The sequence below is a fragment of the Vibrio sp. V09_P4A23P171 genome (genome assembly GCF_963875615.1).
In the GTDB taxonomy this organism is placed as follows: Bacteria; Pseudomonadota; Gammaproteobacteria; order Enterobacterales; family Vibrionaceae; genus Vibrio; species Vibrio anguillarum.
The window spans coordinates 54,902-73,293 of sequence record NZ_CAWNMR010000070.1 but is presented as its reverse complement, the minus strand read 5'-3'; the positions used below and the strand labels follow the sequence as shown (position 1 = coordinate 73,293).

The following is an 18,392-nucleotide window of genomic DNA, read 5'->3' as shown; positions in this document are numbered from 1 at the left end:
ATTTCCCTATAATCCCGGCTTCGCGTAGCGGCTGAATCAGAGATTGGCTGCTATACCTTTAAACTTACTCTTATTAGGAGAGCATTATGTCTCTGAATGCAGAAACTAAAGCGGCAATCGTTGCTGAATACGCACGTGGCGAAGGCGACACTGGTTCACCAGAAGTACAAGTAGCACTACTAACTGCTTCTATCAACCACCTACAAGGTCACTTCAAAACTCACAAAGGCGATCACCACAGCCGTCGTGGTCTACTACGTATGGTTTCAAGCCGTCGTAAGCTTCTAGACTACCTAAAAGGTAAAGATTTAGGTCGTTACCAAGACCTAATCAAACGTCTTGAGCTACGTCGCTAAGATCAGTTTGTTCAGAAAAGGGGCTTTTAGCCCCTTTTTTGTTATCTAAATTTGGCACAATCTCTCCTAAGTCGCTATACTACCCGCCGTTAAAGTGTGTTGTATGTACTTTAACGCTTCATACTCATAGCATTACAGTCACCGAAGTCGGCCAGCAGGTCGCGGCTATTAAAAGTAGCGTTCAGATACCAGTGGGAGCGGCAAGCCCAACGCTTTGTTTCCCGTGATATAGAGCCTATTTTTACTAGTCGCGATTCGTAATGTCTTGAGTGTTATTTCATTCAATCTAGAGGTAACTCTAGAGCAAGGATAAACAATGTTTGATAAACCAGTAGTGAAATCATTCCAATACGGTAATCATACCGTCACTCTAGAAACCGGCGTTATCGCACGCCAAGCCACATCGGCCGTTATGGTCACTATGAACGATACCGCGGTATTCGTTTCTGTTGTTGGTAAAAAAGAAGCAGTAGAAGGTCAAGACTTCTTCCCTCTTACTGTTAACTACCAAGAGCGTACTTACGCAGCGGGTAAAATTCCAGGTGGCTTCTTCAAGCGTGAAGGTCGTCCATCAGAAGGCGAAACTTTGACTGCGCGTCTGATTGACCGCCCAATTCGTCCTCTTTTCCCTAATGCATTTAAAAATGAAGTTCAAGTCATCGCGACAGTGATGTCTGTAAACCCAGACGTTCAACCTGATATCGTGACTATGATTGGTACTTCAGCAGCACTTGCTATCTCTGGCATTCCATTCAATGGTCCTATTGGTGCGGCGCGCGTAGGTCACATTGATGGTCAATTAGTGCTTAACCCAAGCATGACCGAGCTTGCAGTATCTCGTCTTGATCTTGTGGTTGCAGGTACAGACAACGCAGTACTGATGGTTGAATCAGAAGCGGATAACCTAACTGAAGAAGAAATGCTAGCAGCGGTTGTTTACGGCCACGACCAACAACAAGCTGTGATTAAAGCGATCAATGAATTTGCTGCTGAAGTTGCCACTCCAGCTTGGGATTGGGTTGCTCCTCAAGAGAACACAGTACTTAACAGTAAGATCGCTGAACTAGCAGAAGCTAAGCTTGTTGAAGCTTACAAAATCACTGAAAAAATGGCTCGTTACGACCGTATTCATGAAATTGCTGCTGAAGTAAACAAAGTAATTCTTGCTGAAGATCCTGAAGCAAATGCGAAAGAAATCCACACTATCTTCCACGATCTAGAGAAGACGGTTGTACGTCGTAGCATTATTGCTGGCAACCCACGTATTGACGGTCGTGAAAAAGACATGGTTCGTGCGCTAGACGTACGCACTGGTATTCTTCCTCGTACTCACGGTTCTGCACTATTTACTCGTGGTGAAACTCAGGCAATCGTAACCGCTACTCTTGGTACTCAGCGTGATGCTCAAATCATCGATGAGCTAACAGGTGAGCGTAAAGATAACTTCCTACTACACTACAACTTCCCTCCATACTGTGTGGGCGAAACTGGTTTTGTAGGCTCTCCTAAGCGTCGTGAAATCGGCCACGGTAAACTGGCTAAGCGTGGTATCGCTGCTGTTATGCCTTCAGTGGAAGAGTTCCCATACACAGTTCGTGTCGTATCAGAAATCACAGAATCTAACGGTTCATCTTCAATGGCTTCGGTATGTGGTACTTCTCTTGCTCTGATGGATGCAGGTGTACCAATCAAGTCTTCAGTTGCAGGTATTGCAATGGGTCTTGTTAAAGAAGGCGATGATTTCGTTGTTCTTTCTGACATTCTTGGTGATGAAGATCACCTAGGTGACATGGACTTTAAAGTAGCGGGTACTAACCAAGGTATCACTGCACTGCAAATGGACATTAAGATCGAAGGTATCACCAAAGAGATCATGCAAATTGCGCTAAACCAAGCACAAGGTGCACGTAAGCATATCCTTTCTGTGATGGATCAAGCGATCTCTGGTGCTCGTGCTGAGATTTCTGAATTTGCACCACGCATTTACACCATGAAGATCAGCTCTGAGAAAATCAAAGACGTGATCGGTAAAGGTGGTGCTGTGATCCGTGCTCTAACTGAAGAGACGGGCACAACCATCGAAATCGAAGATGACGGTACAATCAAGATTGCGGCAACCGATAGCGCTCAAGCTAAAGAAGCGATTCGTCGCATTGAAGAGATCACGGCTGAAGTTGAAGTCGGCGCTATCTATACTGGTAAGGTCGCTCGTCTGGCTGATTTTGGCGCGTTCGTTAACATTCTTCCTGGTAAAGATGGTCTAGTACACATTTCTCAAATCGCGGATCAACGCATCGAGAAAGTGTCTGATTACTTGAAAGAAGGCCAAGAAGTTCAAGTTAAAGTACTTGAAATCGACCGCCAAGGCCGTGTTCGTCTAAGCATGAAAGAAGCGGTAGAGAAACCAGCTGAAGAAGTTGTTGCAGCACCAACGGCTGAATAAGGCCACTTTAAGCTTGAGAAGCACGGCGCTTTAGTCGCCTTTTCAACATAAAGCATGATATAAAGGGAGCGTTATTCGCTCCCTTTTTCATGCCTAGATTAATGCGATACACCCACTTATCTTGGGCTTTGGGGTACACAGGAGTTTTATTTGTGAAATGGTTTCCAACGGCCGCATTGAGTGCTTTGATACTGATAATGTCGGGCTGCGCGTCAACTCAAAATGACAATCAAAGTCAATGGGTATACCCTCCGATGGCAGTGCCATTGCAGTCTTCATTACAGCAACAAGTTCAGATAGCGCGTTTGACGCAACTGCTACAACGTACTGATCTGCCTGATGATGTGCGGGCCAAAATGTTTTATGAGCGTGGTAACAACTACGACAGTGTTGGGCTACGCACTTTAGCACGTTTAGATTTTGAGCAGTCACTCGCTCTTAACCCGGCGCAGCCTGATATCTTTAATTTATTAGGCGTGTATTACACGCAAGTTGCAGAGTTTGATGCCGCTTATGAGGCATTTGATTCGACATTAGAACTTGAACCTGACAATTTTTACGCTGAGCGTAACAGAGCCATCGCACTTTATTACGGCGACCGTACAGAACTTGCGCTGGAAGAGATTCGTGCACATTATCAACATGACCCTAGCGATCCCTTTCGTGCATTGTGGCTATATATTATTCAAAGTGAAAGCGAGCCTTTGCAGGCACGTGTGGATCTCTTCAATCGCTATAAAGTTCGAGATGATCAATGGGGATGGCTCTTGGTTGCGTTAACGCTTAAGGAGATATCGGAAGAGCAAGCTTTTAAGATGATCTTAGAAGAAGGCAGCGGTAATGCGATACAAGCACAGCGTTTAACTGAGGTCTATTTTTATCTCGCTAAGCGTTACCAACAAGAGGGAAATTACGCGCACGCGATCGCCTTGTACAAGCTTGCGTTGTCATTTAACGTCTACGAATATGTTGAGCATCGATACGCTTATCTTGAATTAGGGAAAATTTTCCAGCAAGTAAGAGCCGACTATTTAGCTAAGGCGAAAGCTGAGCAGCCAGAGTCTCAGCAATAAGTACCTTATTATATCCTTTTCCTTAAAGCCGCTGACTTTTTCAGCGGCTTTTTTGTTGCTTAACGATCTAAAGATCCATAAAATAGTTAGCCTTGATAACCATTTTAATTTGAAAAGCAGTGAAACTAGAAGCTAACTTAGAAAAATTAGAGCGTTTTAGTGCCAAAATCTGGCGTCGGTATAGCAAAGCTGATCCCATTTCACAATTGAGCTTTAATGAATATGATTACCTTAAAGTGATTCAAAGCTCTTCTTTGCCACTGCGCTTAACTGATTTAGCCAATGAGATGGAAGTGAGTAAACCATCGGTATCAAATATGGTTAAAAGGCTTAAAAATAAAGGGTTGGTTCAGACGGCACAATGCCAAGATGATGCGCGTTCTTACCGAGTTTCTCTCACCGATACTGCGCGTGAGCATTTAGCGGATGAAGCGAAAGTGTACGCTGTTGTCGCAGAGCAAGTGACTAAGCATCTCTCGGAAGAAGAAGCACTGTGTTTTAATATGTTGTTATCCAAAGTATTACTTTAATTTACTTATATAGTTAGCTTTACTAACTATGGTGTCTGTTATGAAAAATTCAATTTACCGCCAATTTTGGCGCTATACCATTCCGACCGTGGCAGCTATGTTAGTCAATGGCTTGTATCAAGTGGTGGATGGTATTTTTATTGGTCATTATGTTGGTGCTGAGGGATTGGCGGGCATTAACGTTGCGTGGCCTATTATTGGCTTTATTTTAGGGCTTGGCATGTTGGTGGGCGTTGGAACTGGTGCCCTGGCTTCGATCAAGCAAGGTGAAGGGAACATGACGGCAGCCAAGCAAGTGCTTGCTACTGGCCTATTGTTGCTTGTGATGCTAGCTCCCGTGGTGGCGACAATTCTATGGTTTCTTGCGGACGATTTCATTGCGTGGCAAGGCGTTGAAGGACGAGTCTACGAACTTGGCTTGCAATATTTGCAGGTATTAGTGATCGCTTGTGTCTTTACGCTTGGCTCTATTGCGATGCCTTTCTTGTTACGAAACGACGACAGCCCTAATTTAGCCACATTGCTGATGGTGAGTGGTGCGATAATCAATATTCTCTTTGATTATCTGTTTATTGCCGTTTTACATTGGGAACTTACTGGTGCCGCCATAGCAACGGCACTCGCACAATTAAGTGTGACTGTATTAGGTATAGGCTATTTCTTTTCGACGCGAGCCAAGTTGCAGCTGTCACTCTCGGTGATGAGGGTGCAATGGTCGTTGTTACCTAAGATTGTTGCGATTGGTACTTCAAGCTTTTTTATGTATGCCTACGGTTCGATGATGGTGGCGGTGCACAACAGCCTATTTGCTCACTATGGCAGCGCGGTACTCGTTGGGGCATACGCGATATTAGGCTATATCGTCACGGTTTATTACTTAACGGCAGAGGGCATCGCGAATGGTATGCAGCCGTTAGTTAGCTTCAATTATGGTGCCAAAAACTATCTTCATATTAGAAAACTGCTCAAAATTGCAATGAGCATTGCCGTGCTTGGCGGGCTGGGTTTTGTGGTGCTGCTGAACTTGTTTTCCACTCAGGTTGTTGCGGTCTTCAATTCAACTGACCCGCAATTGATGGCAAGCGCTGTACTGGGCTTAAAACTGCATATGTTTGCGTTGTTTTTGGATGGATTTTTAGTTGTCGCCGCCGCCTTTTATCAAGCGACCAATCGCGGCAGTAAGGCGATGTTTGTCACCATTGGTAATATGGCGATCCAACTACCGTTCTTGTATTTGTTACCTAAGTTATATGGTGTGACTGGTGTGTGGATTGCCTTCCCCATTTCCAATATTGCGTTAAGTTTGGTAGTGGGTTTGATGTTGTGGCGAGATTTGCGTGCACTACCTTGTGATAACGCCAAGCAAACCGTGTTCGCTTAACAAGAGCCTCCCCCTTGTCTCTAGGGGGAGGCTACGCTCAGCTTTGTTGAATCGCTAGGCCCGGTAATTGGTGCCAATAGCCGTTACACTGGTGATTGGTTAAAGGGGAGGGATGCTCTCCTTTTTCATTGGCCTTGAACTGCGACAGATGTTCGAATGTCTCAAAACCAAGTGGGCTTAAACGAACGACATCGACCAATCCCGCCATACTTGGTAAATCATTAGCAAGGTTATAGCAATAGCCCGACTGGGTTTGGATACCGTTGAGGTTAAATACCGCTTGGCCTTCTTGGCTGTGAACCTGAATTCCGGTTGGATACTTGATACAGCAAGTCTCACATTCATCCTTCGCACGGTTTTCGGCCCGTGCGGTAAAGCAGCGTGCGGAGTAAGCCAGTGGCAGGTATCCGTGGCTAAAAACTTCTACTTCAAACTGGTTTTTGATACCAAGCTCGTCACATTGTTGCAATACATTGATTAGCCAATCACGGGAGAGTTCAACAGGCATGCACCAACGGATCATCCCTTGTTTTAGGAACAGTTGCAGTGTTCGCGCGTTGTAAGCATTCACGGCGGGCCCAACCACAAAAGGAAGGCGTTTTTCACTGGCGAGTTGAATCGCCGAAACGTCATTTGCTTCAATCGCAAAATCGCCATTCTCAATATACTTTTTCATCACATTGATTTCGCTCGGCGCTTCCAGTAGCGCCATGGTTGAGATCACAACCTGTTTACCCGCTTGTGAAAGCGCTTTGGCGATCTCAAACCAGTGTTGTGGTTTTATCTCACGTCGCTTGGAGCAGACCGATTCACCCAAATAGATCATATCAGCAGGGCTATTGATTGCCTGTTGATAAAAACTTTCTACCTCTTGTTTGGGCCAGAAATAGAGTAAAGGACCCAGCGCATATTTCATTCTCTTCTCCATTCTCTTATTGCCATTGGCGATGGTACGCGCCGAGTGTCGTTTGCGTGCCTTCAGAAACGTTGGCTAAGGCGGTATTCCAAGCCGTTTCTACTTGGTAGGCTTGTGGATTTGCTTGGTAGCGATCAATCGCCGCTCGCCAGGTTTTAGTCACTTGCTCCACATATGCAGGGCTACGTTGGCGACCTTCAATTTTGACGGAAGCAACGTTGGCTGCAAACAGTTCTGGTAATAGTGATAACGTATTTAAACTGGTTGGTTCTTCCAGTGCGTGGTAGCGTTTAGGTTGCCCATCGATCTGCGCTTCAAAACGACCTTTGCACAAGGTTGGGTAGCCTGCATTTTCTCCGGCTGCGTATTTATCAATCAAAATTTCGTTTAAGCGAGATTCCAAACCTGAGTCCGTTTCTTGCCAGCGGACGTACTTCGCGGGCGAACAGGCTCCGACAGTATTGGGTGATTCTCCCGTCATATAGGAAGAGAGATAACAGCGCCCTTCAGACATAATACATAAGCTGCCAAAGGCAAATACTTCAAGCTCGACGTCACTCATCATATTACGTGAGAGCTGTTTGACTTGATGGATTGATAGCACTCGCGGTAACACCACTCGCTTAATATTGAAATTCTGCTTATAAAACTCGATAGCGGCGACGTTGGTGGCGGAGGCTTGTACAGAAAGATGCAGTTCCAGATCTGGATATCGGTTAGCGGCATAATCCAATACCGCGATATCGGCGATGATCAACGCATCCACGCCTAAACTGGCGGCATTATCGACGGCGTGAGTCCAACGCTCGAAGCCATTAGGGTGGGCGAAGGTATTTAACGCGACATGAATTTTTTTATGGTGATCATGAACATATTGCACCGCTTTATCTAACTTCTTACCTGCGAAATTAAGGCCAGCAAAGTGGCGAGCATTGGTATCATCTTTGAAGCCGATATAAACCGCATCTGCACCACAATCGATCGCTGTTTTTAGAGCAGGCAGGTTACCTGCAGGACATAAAAGTTCCATTGATCCGTACGATATCTAAGGGAAAGTAGTGGTATTTTATGAAGCATTATGAATAGCAAATTTGATGTAAGGCAGGTTTGGGGCGAATAAACGAGATTTACTTATTTGGGAGTAGAACGATGACGACGATTTTGAACGAATAACTCTTCTACTTCCTGCCTCGGTTGTGGCCGATAAAAATGGAAGCCTTGAATTGAGTTACAGTTGAGATTAGAGAGCAGTGTGGCTTGTTGTTGAGTTTCCACACCTTCGGCAACGACCGTTAAGTTGAGTGATTTTCCTAAATTGATGATGTTTTCAATGACGGTGATTTGTTTAGGAAGCGTATCGATATCCGTTATAAAAGCGCGGTCAATTTTAAGTTCATCAATCGGGAAGCGAGCGAGGTAAGAGAGCGAGGAATACCCCGTACCAAAGTCGTCAATGGACAGAGAAAAGCCCAGTTTTTTGATCGCGTTCAACATTTGCAAGGTGTGTTCGCTGTCGCTCATAACGGCACTTTCGGTCAGTTCAAATGTGATGCAGTTTGGATCAAGCTCCGTGGTGCGAAGCAGTTTTTCCATATAATCAATCAACTTCGGGTTACAAAACTGTTCTGGCGATAAATTGATCGCCACGCGACCTGGTAAAATGCCTTGCAGCTTCCAGCGTTTTACGGTCGAGAAGACATCACGCATCACCACTCGGCCTAAATGTTCAATCAGCCCAGCTTTTTCCGCGACAGGGATAAAAGCGCCCGGGTTGATATACCCTTCCACAGGGTGTTTCCAGCGCACCAAAGCTTCCGCACCATTGATGCTGAAGTCGCGAGCATTTACTTTCGGTTGATACCACACTTCAAGGCCATTTTGTTGCAGCGCTTTTTGCAGTTCAATTTCAAGCCATAAGCGCATGCGCGCTTCTTTGTTCATTTGATCGTTGAACTTAATCAGACGGTTTCTACCACGATCTTTGGCTTCATACATCGCCGTATCGGCATTTTGCAACAATACGCGTGCATCGCTACCGTCACCAGGGTAGGCGACACTACCTATGGAGCAGGCTAAGCGTTTACTGAAATGGTGCAGATCAAACGGTTGGTTAATCAAAGAAATGATGCGTTCAGCCAACATTTCAGCGGCGCGACTATTTTCAGGATCAGGCAGTATTAGTCCAAATTCATCGCCGCCAAGGTGGCCCACAATCGCTTGTTGCGGTAGTAAACGTTTCAGCCGTGCTGAGACCTCTTTAATGACTTTATCGCCAATATGATGGCCTAAAGAGTCATTGATGTTTTTGAAGTTATCAATGTCTAAATAGAGCATCACAAGGGGGGTTTCATTTTGAATGAACTGTTCTAAACGTTTAGTGAAACCAAAACGGTTATACAAGTTAGTCAGCGAGTCAATGTGGATATCGGCATGCATAGTCGAAGACAACTGCTTAGGTGCATCTTCTGCATCTTGAATCAAAATCAGTTGTGAGCTGTTGCCCAGCACGACGGTGGCTCCAGCGTGCAGTTGAACTTTACGTTCAAAGCCACACTTTGGCCCAGTGAGGCAGACCAATGGTGCCCCTGCGAGTAATAAACTAAGTGGAGAGCTGAATACGGTTTTACTTTTTTCATCGACAAACAAGCGCGATAACTCTTCACCAAGAAGCTCTGAGGTATTTTCAAAACCGAGTAAACGAGCCGATGCGGGGTTAGCAGAGATAATGCAGTCGTCATCGACCAGCAACAATCCATCGGGAAGCAAGCTAGTCAAGGTTGAAAACTTATTTTCCGACTCTTCTAATGAGCGAATGAGGATCTGTTTTTCGGAGGTGTCGATCGCGTGAAACACAATATTTTCGACTTTTTTATCACCCATGATAGGTGATAAAGAGAAATGCAAACTCGTTTCTAAATCGATCTCGTGAAGAGTCAGTTCGGTCTCAAGCGTTTCTCCTTGAAATGCCCGTTCATAATAGGGTTTGAGATGGCGGTAGAAATGCTCACCCAGAATTTGTGAGTCATTCATTCCAACCAATTCGGTTGTGCTCAGCCCTGCAATATCACAATAACGTTCATTGACCATCACATAGTTATGTTGGTCGTTCAAGATGGCAAAAAAGAACGGACTGTTCGACGTGATTTTTGCAAACCAATGTTGTAAATGTTGCGAAGGCATCAAGCTACTACCACTCTCCAGAGCACTTATATTCATGAGGATGTTACAACGTAAGTAACACATTAACTATAACTTTGATTACTAAGCTAGAAAAGGTTCTCAAACAATGTACGTTTTTTGATGCATCACAGGAATTTGCACCCCCACATCCATTATGATTAGGTACTATTGCATTACAAAGTAACGGATAACGCTCGTGATTCACAAGATTCGTACTCAACTAGTTCAAAACGCCGCTTCAATTTTGCGATCCCCAGTCCACTTCTTACCGCAAGTTGTACAAAAAAAAGCCTTGCTAGAAGGGTTGAAAACTATATTTCATGAGGCTTTGCAAGAAGGTGACTTTGAATTTCTTGATGGGAAATGGTTAAAGGTTTCAATTCGCGATTTGAATTTGAATTGGTATATCAGCTATCAAGCGGAACAACTTGTTGTGTCTGATAAGACGGAAGTGGAAGATGTCAGCTTTAGCGGTAACCTAAATGATATGGTGTTGATTGCTGGTCGAAAAGAAGATCCTGATACGCTGTTCTTTCAACGTCGACTCTCCATTGAAGGGGATACCGAACTGGGGTTAGAGGTGAAGAACCTGATGGACAGTGTTGACCTAGAGCTTTTACCAAAACCATTCCAGATGTTAATAAATCAGCTAGCAGATTTTGTGCATAAGGGCGTACAATCGCCAGTGACACAAAATGAGGTAATGAATGCTTATTCGAACTGAAGCGCCAGCGGATATCTTAGCGATTGACCGCTTATTAAAATCAGCCTTTGAGACAGATGCTGAAGCTAATTTGGTCATGACATTAAGGGAAAACAGCCATTTGACGCTCTCTTTAGTGGCCTGTGATGATGACGGCGAAGTCGTTGGTCATGTGATGTTTAGCCCAGTATTACTCAATGGTGAAGACTTAAATTGGCAAGGGCTTGCACCGTTAGCCGTGAAAAAAGAGTGGCGAAATCAAGGTGTCGCCGCCTCGTTGGTAAAAGAGGGGTTAATCTGTTTGGCTGAGTTCGATTATCCAGCTTGTGTGGTTTTGGGTAACCCGGATTATTATCAACGCTTTGGCTTTAAAGAGGCGGCGAAATCTGATTTTCGTTGTCGTTGGGATGTTCCAGCTGGCGCGTTTCAGATCGTTTCATTAGTCGACGGCGAATTGAGCGGACGAGCGGGTTTAATTGAGTATTGCCCAGAGTTCAACGATCTTTAATCACCGTATTTCTATTCAAAACAGGGAGCCCAGAGCTCCCTGTTTACTTTTATGCCCTTCTCATTTGAAGCTACCGTGGTGTTGGCTACGTTCGCTCACCCCAATCACCTTGTTTATCTAGGCTCATAGGGATGAATTCACTTGCCGCCTATCTGCAACTTCAAGTTGTTTGGGCATAGCTCTTGGGGCATTGGATGATTAACGGTTTCTGTCTTGGCGCTGATTTGTTAGGATTGCGATGTTCAATGAGGTCATATACAGATGTCACATCACGAAAATCAATATTTACAAGAAATGGGCATCCAGCGTTGGGAGCTTATCCATCCACAGCGGCTGGCTGGCTATCAACCTGATCCGGTGACACTGCCGAGCTCGTGCCGATTATTACTCGTTTCCCCCCAATACCCGCAACAAGGTGCTCTATTGCTGTTTTCAAGAGTATTGAAGAGTATGGGGCTCGAAATCAGTCAGGCGTGTCATCTTGAGCCTCACTCTCTTAGCCAACTAACAGGCTCCAGCATTGAATGGTTGTGGTTTTCAGGCTGTGAAAAGAGAGAAAGCCCGTTGGCTCAGAAAGTGTTAACGTCACCGCCGCTAGTTGAGATAGATGGCAATACCGAGCTGCGCCGGGCGTTGTGGCAGCAAATTTGTTCTTATGAGTCATAAAACTATGAATATTGATGTTGTGCCTTTATCACTTCCTTATCTTGATGCTATTTGGTCCATTGAGCAGCAAGCTCACAGTTACCCTTGGGCTGAATCACTCGTACGCGACTTGGCGAGTCGTGGTGCATGCCACCATGCTATGTTGGTTGATGGCAAAGTTGTCGGTTATTTCTATGCACAGAATATTGTTGGAGAGGTGACCTTGTTGAATATCGCTGTGGATCCGCAGCAGCAAGGTAAGGGTTACGGAAAATTGTTGATGGAGTTTTTCTTAACTTACTGTGAAAAAGCGCAAGCTGAAAGTGCGTGGCTTGAAGTTCGCGAAAGTAACATCCGCGCTTATAGCTTGTACGAATCGCTGGGTTTTAATGAGCTCGATCGTCGAGTGAACTACTATCCCACTCCGAAAGGATCAGAAGATGCGATCATCATGAGCTACTATTTTTTGTAGCTTATTTTCCATCAGCAGATCGTTTGCAAACTCAGTTTTTTTTCATGGTTAGGCGTCTCGGAACTACTTCTGGTGCGCCTTATCTTTTTGATGTTCATTGAGTTGATAACATGGGCTTGCAAAACGCTTGACGACTTCCTTAGCGGTTAACGGCTTATCAAATAAGTAACCTTGGAACTGATCACAACCCAATTGTTTGAGAGTTTCGAGTTCTTGGCACTCTTCCACACCTTCGGCTATTACCTCCAAATTTAAACGTTTCGCAATCATAATAATCGTATCCACAATTGCTTGGTCACTCTCATCTAGATGCAATTGAGTGACAAAAGAACGATCGATTTTGAGCACATCCACAGATAAAAGTTTGAGGTAACGCAGTGATGAATAACCAGTGCCAAAATCATCAATCGAGATGCTCAGCTTACTTTTTTTAAGTTGCACCATTTTTTGAATCGCACTTTCTACATTTTCCAGCAATAGCCCTTCAGTAATCTCCAATTCAAGATGTTCACCAGTAATACCTGCTTGTTGCATTGCATGGTTAATGTGTTCAACAAAAGAATCTTGAGAAAACTGCAACGGACTGATGTTGATGGCTAAACGGCGAAAATGGGGAGGTAATACTCCTTGGCGCTTCCAAGCGGCGTATTGATAGCACGCTTGCTCTAATATCCAGTTTCCAATCGGAATAATTTGCCCCGTTTCTTCTGCTATGGTCATAAACACACCCGGTGGCAATACACCTTTGGTTGGGTGGTTCCAGCGGATCAAGGCTTCCACACCGACAATATTGTGCCGCTCATCGACTTGAGGTTGGTAATAGAGTTCTAACTGTTGGGTATTGAGGGCTTCATGGAGGCCTTTTTCAATTTCCAGAAACGATTCGACTTGAGCCTGCATTTCTGGCTCATAAAACATGTATTTATTGCGTCCATTCGCTTTTGCGCGGTAAAGTGCTGTATCGGCTTGTCTAAGTACATCGATATTGGTTTTGCCCACTGACGGAAAAATCGAGATACCAATACTCACAGTGCAATAAAGCTGGTGGTCATCAATCGAGTAAGGGTTGGAAATCAGAGCCAGAAGCTGCTGAGCTACCTTCTCTGCTTGTTGGCGAGAGAGATGAGGAATCAACACCGCAAACTCATCGCCACCGATGCGTGCGGCGGTGTAATCGTGTTTAAGCCAGCCATCCATACGCATGGCGATAGCTTTGATTAAATGATCCCCCGTTGTGTGTCCAAGTGAATCATTGATCGTTTTGAAACGGTCGAGATCAAGGTAAAACAACACACCAGAAGTGTGGGTGCGAATACTGTTATCAATCGCATCAGTGAGCAGTTGTAGCAGCAAGCTGCGATTAGCAAGGCCAGTTAACGTGTCGTAGTAGGCTAATTGGTTAAGTTTAGCATCCGCGAGCTCTCGCTCTTTCCATAAAGTATAGAAAGTACCGGCTAACTCACTGAGCTCATTTTTTTGCTGTTGTAATGGCGGCTGTGTTGGGCGTTGATTGTTTTGCAATGAGCGAACCCACGAAATTAACGTGGTGATGGGTTTTGACAGCTTGTAGTAAAAAAAGACTAAAAGGATCGAAGTCAGCAACACATTTCGAAAGAGATCAAATAGCAATACTCGTGTGGTTTTTGCAATAAATTCTTTGGCAATGGAAGAGCCGTTGACGGAAAAACTTAAGCTACCTACCACCACACTCGAATTGGGTTGATGCAAGTCAGTTTTAAAGATGGGTATTTCAGGTGTCAGATAATTCGATAAGAGCCGAATAAAAGCCGTCTGCGCTGGAATCTCTCTGCTTTTTTTTGCCAGTGTATCGCCAAAATCATCAATAATTTCAACATGATAAATGGCATTATCAACCATTAGGCTAGAGACGACTTGATTGGCTAATAAGTTGTTGAGGTGATAAGCAGCCTGGCTGGCATTTGAATAATTTTGCAGCAGTTTAAAACGGTAGTGATCTTCAATGCGAGCTTGCTCATGGTGTAGGTCGAGCAAAGTATGATACAAACTAAAGCCTATCCCAAGGATCACCGAGACTAGGAACACTGTTTTGGCTTGTTTAAATGCCAGAGAATTTCTTTGTTTGGTTATCAGCATAATACTCGCTTATTCTCTTCGCCCTTTTTAGTTATAGCTCATATTTATTGATAATTTAATTACAAATAGAAAGGTCGCCATTCTCTTGTTGATTTGTATAGCGACGAAAGTTGCTCCCAGATCAAATATAGGGGAGAATACCGCGCAAATTTGAATCGAACTGCTGATCAGCGTAAGCGCTTCGGCTCTCCCTTATATCAGCATATTGAGAAGACCTGTTTCATGTCAAATACTCCTTTTTTGAGTGAAGTTTCTAAACGTAGAACCTTCGCTATTATTTCGCACCCGGATGCGGGTAAAACCACCATTACTGAAAAAGTTCTGCTATTCGGGAATGCCATTCAAAAAGCGGGAACGGTAAAAGGGCGCGGCTCTAACCAGCATGCTAAATCAGATTGGATGGAAATGGAAAAAGAGCGTGGTATTTCGGTCACGACCTCTGTGATGCAATTTCCTTACAATCATTGTTTGGTTAACTTGCTCGATACTCCAGGGCACGAAGACTTCTCGGAAGATACTTACCGCACATTGACGGCGGTTGACTCGTGCTTAATGGTGATTGATGCAGCAAAAGGTGTTGAAGATCGTACTCGTAAGCTGATGGAAGTGACTCGCTTACGTGATACACCGATTGTAACCTTCATGAACAAATTGGACCGTGAAATCCGCGATCCAATGGAATTGCTTGATGAAGTGGAGAATGAGCTGAAGATTGCCTGCGCCCCGATTTCATGGCCTGTGGGTTGTGGTAAAGAGTTTAAAGGCGTGTACCACATTCACCGTGATGAGACGATTCTGTACGCGACCGGCCAAGGTCACACTATTCAAGAAGAGCGCATTGTTAAGGGCCTCAACAACCCTGATCTGGATAAGGCCGTGGGTGATGACCTTGCCGCTCAGCTGCGTGATGAGCTTGAATTGGTATTGGGTGCTTCTCATGAATTTGATCAAGAGCTGTTTTTAAAAGGTGAGTTGACCCCTGTTTTCTTCGGAACGGCATTAGGTAACTTTGGTGTGGACCATATGCTGCATGGTTTAACTGAGTGGGCTCCGGCGCCGATGCCACGTCAAGCTAATGAGCGTATTGTTGAAGCCACGGAAGAGAAATTCTCAGGCTTTGTGTTTAAAATCCAAGCGAACATGGATCCTAAACACCGCGATCGTATTGCGTTTATGCGTATTGTGTCGGGTACTTATACCCAAGGCATGAAAATGAACCACGTGCGTATTGGTAAGCAAGTGAGTATTTCTGATGCGGTTACCTTTATGGCGGGCGATCGCTCTCGTGCTGAAAATGCTTATGCTGGCGATATTATCGGTTTGCATAACCATGGAACGATTCAGATTGGTGATACCTTTACTCAAGGTGAATCGTTGAAATTCTCAGGTATTCCTAACTTTGCTCCTGAGCTGTTCCGTCGTATTCGCTTGCGCGATCCACTGAAGCAGAAGCAACTGCTTAAAGGTTTAGTGCAGTTGTCGGAAGAGGGAGCGGTTCAAGTCTTCCGCCCACTACAAAATAACGATTTGATTGTGGGTGCAGTGGGTGTGCTGCAGTTTGATGTGGTGGTGTCTCGTTTAAAATCTGAATACAACGTCGAGGCGATTTACGAAGGTGTTAACGTTGCAACAGCACGTTGGATTGAGTGCGCAGATGATAAAAAATTCGAAGAGTTTAAGCGCAAAAACCAAAGTAACATCGCGCTGGATGGTGGGGATAACCTGACTTACATCGCGCCGACTATGGTCAATTTAAATCTGGCCAAAGAGCGTTTTCCTGAAGTGGAGTTCCGTGCGACACGCGAACATTAAACCTTGGTGATTTTGAAGAGAGTGACACTCTCTTCAAACGTTAAAGATAAAAAATGCCGATATTTCAGTATCGGCATTTTTTTATAGGTGGTATTGGAACACTATTTTTTCTTTTTGTTCGCTTTCTTCTTCTTCGAAACCACTTTGACTTTTTTGTCATCGGTTTTCTTTTTCTTTTTGAATACCGGCTTTTTGTGCTGCGGGCGCATATCTTTAATGAAGCGCTCTTTGATCTCCTCATCGACATAACGCGCGACGCGGTCCATCATCACTTGATCATGGGCTTCAACCAAAGAGATCGCATTGCCTTTTTTACCAGCACGAGCCGTACGGCCTATACGGTGTAAGTACACATCCGCTGAGCGTGGCATATCAAAGTTGATCACGTGACTTACGTCAGGTAAGTCAATACCGCGTGCGGCCACGTCGGTTGCCAGTAGTACGTTGACTGCGCCTTCACGGAATCGCGTAATGGCGTTATTGCGACGATCTTGTGGCATTTCGCCTTGAATCCAAGCACAAGGAATTTGCGCTTTTTCTAGCTCTGTACGCAAATCAGCTAAGCGCTCACGAGTTTTGATAAACACGATAGAACGTTCGGCTTGCTCGGTGAGGATTTTCTTCAATAGCTCAACTTTGTGCACCATGGTATCGGCGCGGTGATACCATTGAGTGATTTTTTTGCGTTCACGACGAGAAGGATCGGCATTGATTGTTGCTGGTTCTTTTAAGAGATCGGCAGTAAAACCTTCCACACCATGACCTTCCAGTGTTGCAGAGAAGAGCAAGGTCTGTTTACGCCAGCGACATTCAGCAGCGAGACGATCGACGATTGGGCCAAAGCCCATGTCCAGCATGCGGTCAGCTTCATCCAAAATAAGCCATTCAATCGCACGACAATCAAAACGTTCGCCTTCAATGTATTCCATTAAGCGACCAGGCGTTGCCACCACAATATCTTGCGTTTTGGCTAAGATGTCGGCGTGCTCTTGATATTGTACGCCGCCGGTGATGGTGACGATATTGAGGCGAGTATTCTTCGCCAGTTCACGAGCTTGATCCGCCACTTGCATCGCCAATTCACGAGTTGGGGTCAGAATCAAGACGCGTGCAGGGCCGGCTCGCTTGCGCGGAAAATCTAAAAGATATTGTAGCGCGGGTAAAACAAATGCAGCGGTTTTACCGGTTCCCGTTGGCGCAGAGGCAAGAATATCTCGACCATCTAGGGCTTGTGGGATCGCTTCAGCTTGAACTTGGGTGGGACGTTCAAAGCCCATATCTTCAATGGCCGCAATGATGCAAGGGTCAAGATCGAGGTCAGCAAAGGTTTTGATCACAGTGAGTACTCCACAAGCCGTTAGGCTTATTTGGCTATAAAATTAAGGTCGAACATTATAGGGGGATTGGTGATTAGGATCACATGTTATTTCTACATCTTGAGATAAAAATCTTGAGTTAGGGCAATAAAGGCTTCGCTATAACCACTTGATGAGTGAATGACCAACGATGAATCAATCACAGAAGCCGAGGCTAAACTTAGTTCAATCAATAGCCGATGAGCGGGTTTGTGTGCTACGGGTTGTACAGTGCAGCGCCGCTTAAGCTGCCAGCCGAGCGTGGGTGCTTGCTCGATAAATTGTTCCCCTTCATACACGGGCAAAATAAAACAAGCTTGCCCCTCATCGTTGAGGAGACTTTTTGCTCTGACTAATAAAGCGTGATGAGCAAGTTGATTGGTGTGCCTAGCAGTAGCTCGCTGGGGATCATGAGACAGTTCACCACTGTTGAAATAGGGTGGGTTACAAATAATTGCATCAAAGGACGGCGTAAAAGAGGTGTCTAAAATATCACCTTGTAAAACCTGTATGCGTTGCCCCCATGAAGAAGCATTACTGTTGTATTGGGCCGCTTCAAAGGCAAAGGCATCGATATCGACGGCCGTAATTTGTGCATCGCTAAAACGTTGCGCGCACATTAATGCTAATAACCCGGTACCAGTGCCAATATCGAGAATGGTTTTGGGATGGTGCGTGAAAGCCCACGCGCCTAATAGAACCCCATCGGTACTGACAGGCATTCCCGCTTGTCCACCGTCAATGGAAAATTGTTTAAATTTGAAACGCTTATTTTTGGGCGTGTGACTTTTCATCATTATTTCAAAATATAGCTCTAATTAAGTGATAACCACTATTGTTATCTATTTGTTCGGATTATTCTTCTATCTGTTATGAGAGTGTATGAGAAAATGATCAACACAT

16 protein-coding genes are annotated in these 18,392 nt (G+C 44.8%); 10 read left to right on the top strand and 6 right to left on the bottom strand.

The window, feature by feature from the left end; genetic code table 11:
- Window positions 1-86: 86 nt before the first annotated feature.
- The 5 genes from rpsO (at window position 87) to AACT23_RS16295 (ending at window position 5,783) form a co-directional block, all read left to right on the top strand.
- On the top strand, window positions 87-356 hold the full coding sequence (gene rpsO / locus AACT23_RS16315; RefSeq protein WP_010318921.1) for a 30S ribosomal protein S15: 270 nt from the start codon (window positions 87-89) through the stop codon (window positions 354-356).
- A 316-nt stretch (window positions 357-672) separates the two neighbouring features.
- A complete protein-coding gene (pnp, locus tag AACT23_RS16310; protein WP_010318920.1) occupies window positions 673-2,799 on the top strand; it encodes a polyribonucleotide nucleotidyltransferase in 2,127 nt (708 codons plus the stop codon).
- Between the two features lie 152 nt (window positions 2,800-2,951).
- A complete protein-coding gene (gene nlpI, locus AACT23_RS16305; protein WP_026029106.1) occupies window positions 2,952-3,872 on the top strand; it encodes a lipoprotein NlpI in 921 nt (306 codons plus the stop codon).
- Between the two features lie 119 nt (window positions 3,873-3,991).
- Window positions 3,992-4,402 carry a MarR family winged helix-turn-helix transcriptional regulator gene (locus AACT23_RS16300; protein WP_010318918.1) on the top strand — a complete coding sequence of 137 codons (411 nt, stop codon included), beginning with the start codon at window positions 3,992-3,994 and terminating at the stop codon, window positions 4,400-4,402.
- 40 nt (window positions 4,403-4,442) lie between these two features.
- Window positions 4,443-5,783, top strand: coding sequence for an MATE family efflux transporter (locus tag AACT23_RS16295; protein WP_094128720.1), 1,341 nt, complete (start codon window positions 4,443-4,445; stop codon window positions 5,781-5,783).
- 37 nt (window positions 5,784-5,820) lie between these two features.
- Here AACT23_RS16295 and AACT23_RS16290 read toward each other — a convergent pair whose 3' ends face one another.
- The 3 genes from AACT23_RS16290 to AACT23_RS16280 form a co-directional block, all read right to left on the bottom strand.
- Window positions 5,821-6,699, bottom strand: a complete 879-nt coding sequence (locus tag AACT23_RS16290) for a U32 family peptidase (RefSeq protein WP_094128717.1) — start codon at window positions 6,697-6,699, stop codon at window positions 5,821-5,823.
- Window positions 6,700-6,715: 16 nt separating this feature from the next.
- A complete protein-coding gene (gene ubiU / locus AACT23_RS16285; protein WP_010318915.1) occupies window positions 6,716-7,729 on the bottom strand; it encodes a ubiquinone anaerobic biosynthesis protein UbiU in 1,014 nt (337 codons plus the stop codon).
- Window positions 7,730-7,830: 101 nt separating this feature from the next.
- Window positions 7,831-9,879, bottom strand: a complete 2,049-nt coding sequence (locus AACT23_RS16280; protein ID WP_026027438.1) for a bifunctional diguanylate cyclase/phosphodiesterase — start codon at window positions 9,877-9,879, stop codon at window positions 7,831-7,833.
- A 196-nt stretch (window positions 9,880-10,075) separates the two neighbouring features.
- On the opposite strand from AACT23_RS16280, the gene ubiT reads away from it, so the two are divergent.
- The 4 genes from ubiT (at window position 10,076) to rimI (ending at window position 12,207) form a co-directional block, all read left to right on the top strand.
- Window positions 10,076-10,603: a ubiquinone anaerobic biosynthesis accessory factor UbiT gene (ubiT, locus tag AACT23_RS16275; protein ID WP_010318913.1), complete on the top strand. Its 528-nt coding sequence runs from the start codon at window positions 10,076-10,078 to the stop codon at window positions 10,601-10,603.
- Window positions 10,587-11,090, top strand: a complete 504-nt coding sequence (locus AACT23_RS16270) for a GNAT family N-acetyltransferase (RefSeq protein ID WP_094128714.1) — start codon at window positions 10,587-10,589, stop codon at window positions 11,088-11,090. Before ubiT ends, AACT23_RS16270 begins: the two co-directional genes overlap by 17 nt.
- Window positions 11,091-11,351: 261 nt before the next feature.
- A complete protein-coding gene (locus AACT23_RS16265; protein ID WP_094128711.1) occupies window positions 11,352-11,756 on the top strand; it encodes a DNA polymerase III subunit psi in 405 nt (134 codons plus the stop codon).
- Between the two features lie 4 nt (window positions 11,757-11,760).
- A complete protein-coding gene (gene rimI, locus AACT23_RS16260; protein WP_013857606.1) occupies window positions 11,761-12,207 on the top strand; it encodes a ribosomal protein S18-alanine N-acetyltransferase in 447 nt (148 codons plus the stop codon).
- Between the two features lie 63 nt (window positions 12,208-12,270).
- Here the strand turns inward: rimI and AACT23_RS16255 are convergent, their stop codons facing one another.
- Window positions 12,271-14,322, bottom strand: a complete 2,052-nt coding sequence (locus tag AACT23_RS16255; RefSeq protein ID WP_013857605.1) for a putative bifunctional diguanylate cyclase/phosphodiesterase — start codon at window positions 14,320-14,322, stop codon at window positions 12,271-12,273.
- Between the two features lie 222 nt (window positions 14,323-14,544).
- On the opposite strand from AACT23_RS16255, the gene prfC reads away from it, so the two are divergent.
- The gene (gene prfC, locus AACT23_RS16250; RefSeq protein ID WP_026028084.1) at window positions 14,545-16,134 is read left to right on the top strand and encodes a peptide chain release factor 3; all 1,590 of its coding nucleotides are present in this window, start codon (window positions 14,545-14,547) and stop codon (window positions 16,132-16,134) included.
- A gap of 101 nt (window positions 16,135-16,235) precedes the next feature.
- Here prfC and srmB read toward each other — a convergent pair whose 3' ends face one another.
- Both srmB and AACT23_RS16240 read right to left on the bottom strand, forming a co-directional pair.
- Window positions 16,236-17,471, bottom strand: a complete 1,236-nt coding sequence (gene srmB, locus AACT23_RS16245; RefSeq protein WP_013857603.1) for an ATP-dependent RNA helicase SrmB — start codon at window positions 17,469-17,471, stop codon at window positions 16,236-16,238.
- 92 nt (window positions 17,472-17,563) lie between these two features.
- On the bottom strand, window positions 17,564-18,286 hold the full coding sequence (locus AACT23_RS16240) for a tRNA1(Val) (adenine(37)-N6)-methyltransferase (protein ID WP_094128708.1): 723 nt from the start codon (window positions 18,284-18,286) through the stop codon (window positions 17,564-17,566).
- Between the last annotated feature and the right edge of the window lie 106 nt (window positions 18,287-18,392).

What these genes read in the sequence shown, in the direction of transcription:
- rpsO (WP_010318921.1), top strand. Translation starts at nt 87, where the DNA reads ATGTCTCTGAATGCAGAAACTAAAGCGGCAATCGTTGCTGAATACGCA.
- pnp (WP_010318920.1), top strand. Translation starts at nt 673, where the DNA reads ATGTTTGATAAACCAGTAGTGAAATCATTCCAATACGGTAATCATACC.
- AACT23_RS16295 (WP_094128720.1), top strand. Translation starts at nt 4,443, where the DNA reads ATGAAAAATTCAATTTACCGCCAATTTTGGCGCTATACCATTCCGACC.
- AACT23_RS16290 (WP_094128717.1), bottom strand. Translation starts at nt 6,699, where the DNA reads ATGAAATATGCGCTGGGTCCTTTACTCTATTTCTGGCCCAAACAAGAG.
- ubiU (WP_010318915.1), bottom strand. Translation starts at nt 7,729, where the DNA reads ATGGAACTTTTATGTCCTGCAGGTAACCTGCCTGCTCTAAAAACAGCG.
- AACT23_RS16280 (WP_026027438.1), bottom strand. Translation starts at nt 9,879, where the DNA reads ATGCCTTCGCAACATTTACAACATTGGTTTGCAAAAATCACGTCGAAC.
- AACT23_RS16270 (WP_094128714.1), top strand. Translation starts at nt 10,587, where the DNA reads ATGCTTATTCGAACTGAAGCGCCAGCGGATATCTTAGCGATTGACCGC.
- AACT23_RS16265 (WP_094128711.1), top strand. Translation starts at nt 11,352, where the DNA reads ATGTCACATCACGAAAATCAATATTTACAAGAAATGGGCATCCAGCGT.
- rimI (WP_013857606.1), top strand. Translation starts at nt 11,761, where the DNA reads ATGAATATTGATGTTGTGCCTTTATCACTTCCTTATCTTGATGCTATT.
- AACT23_RS16255 (WP_013857605.1), bottom strand. Translation starts at nt 14,322, where the DNA reads ATGCTGATAACCAAACAAAGAAATTCTCTGGCATTTAAACAAGCCAAA.
- prfC (WP_026028084.1), top strand. Translation starts at nt 14,545, where the DNA reads ATGTCAAATACTCCTTTTTTGAGTGAAGTTTCTAAACGTAGAACCTTC.
- AACT23_RS16240 (WP_094128708.1), bottom strand. Translation starts at nt 18,286, where the DNA reads ATGATGAAAAGTCACACGCCCAAAAATAAGCGTTTCAAATTTAAACAA.